The sequence below is a fragment of the Escherichia sp. E2661 genome (assembly GCF_004745185.1).
Lineage (GTDB): Bacteria > Pseudomonadota > Gammaproteobacteria > Enterobacterales > Enterobacteriaceae > Escherichia.
The window spans coordinates 1-528 of the sequence record NZ_PDIG01000060.1 but is presented as its reverse complement, the minus strand read 5'-3'; the positions used below and the strand labels follow the sequence as shown (position 1 = coordinate 528).

Annotated in this window: 1 pseudogene; it reads left to right on the top strand. The window is 51.3% G+C overall.

Annotated elements, in window-relative coordinates:
- Positions 1-519, top strand: a pseudogene (locus CRI63_RS23610) (amino acid racemase); the annotation flags it as partial.
- Positions 520-528 lie beyond the last annotated feature (9 nt).

Genomic DNA, 528 nt, shown 5'->3' with positions numbered 1-528 from the left:
CAAGCAGGAGAAATTCTGGCTGAAGCGGCGCTTGGCTTACAGCGGCGGGGGCTGGAAGGCATTGTGTTATGTACCAATACGATGCACAAAGTAGCGGATGCTATCGAATCCCGTTGTACACTGCCTTTTTACATATTGCGGATGCCACTGGACGTGCAATTACCCGTGCCGGAATGACTCGCGTGGCGCTGCTGGGTACGACGCTACACCATGGAACAGGATTTTATCGTTGGGCGACTGGCGGCGCAATTTTCCATCGACTGTCTGATCCCTGAAGCGGATGAAAGGGCGAAAATTAATCAGATTATTTTTGAAGAACTGTGTCTGGGGCATTTTAGCGAAACATCACGCACTTATTATGCGCAAGTGATTGCTCGCCTCGCAGAACAGGGCGCGCAGGGCGTCATTTTTGGCTGCACGGAAATTGGTTTACTGGTGCCAGAAGAGCGCAGTGTTCTGCCTGTGTTTGATACTGCGGCTATTCATGCCGAGGATGCAGTCGCCTTTATGCTGTCGTAATTCGCTACA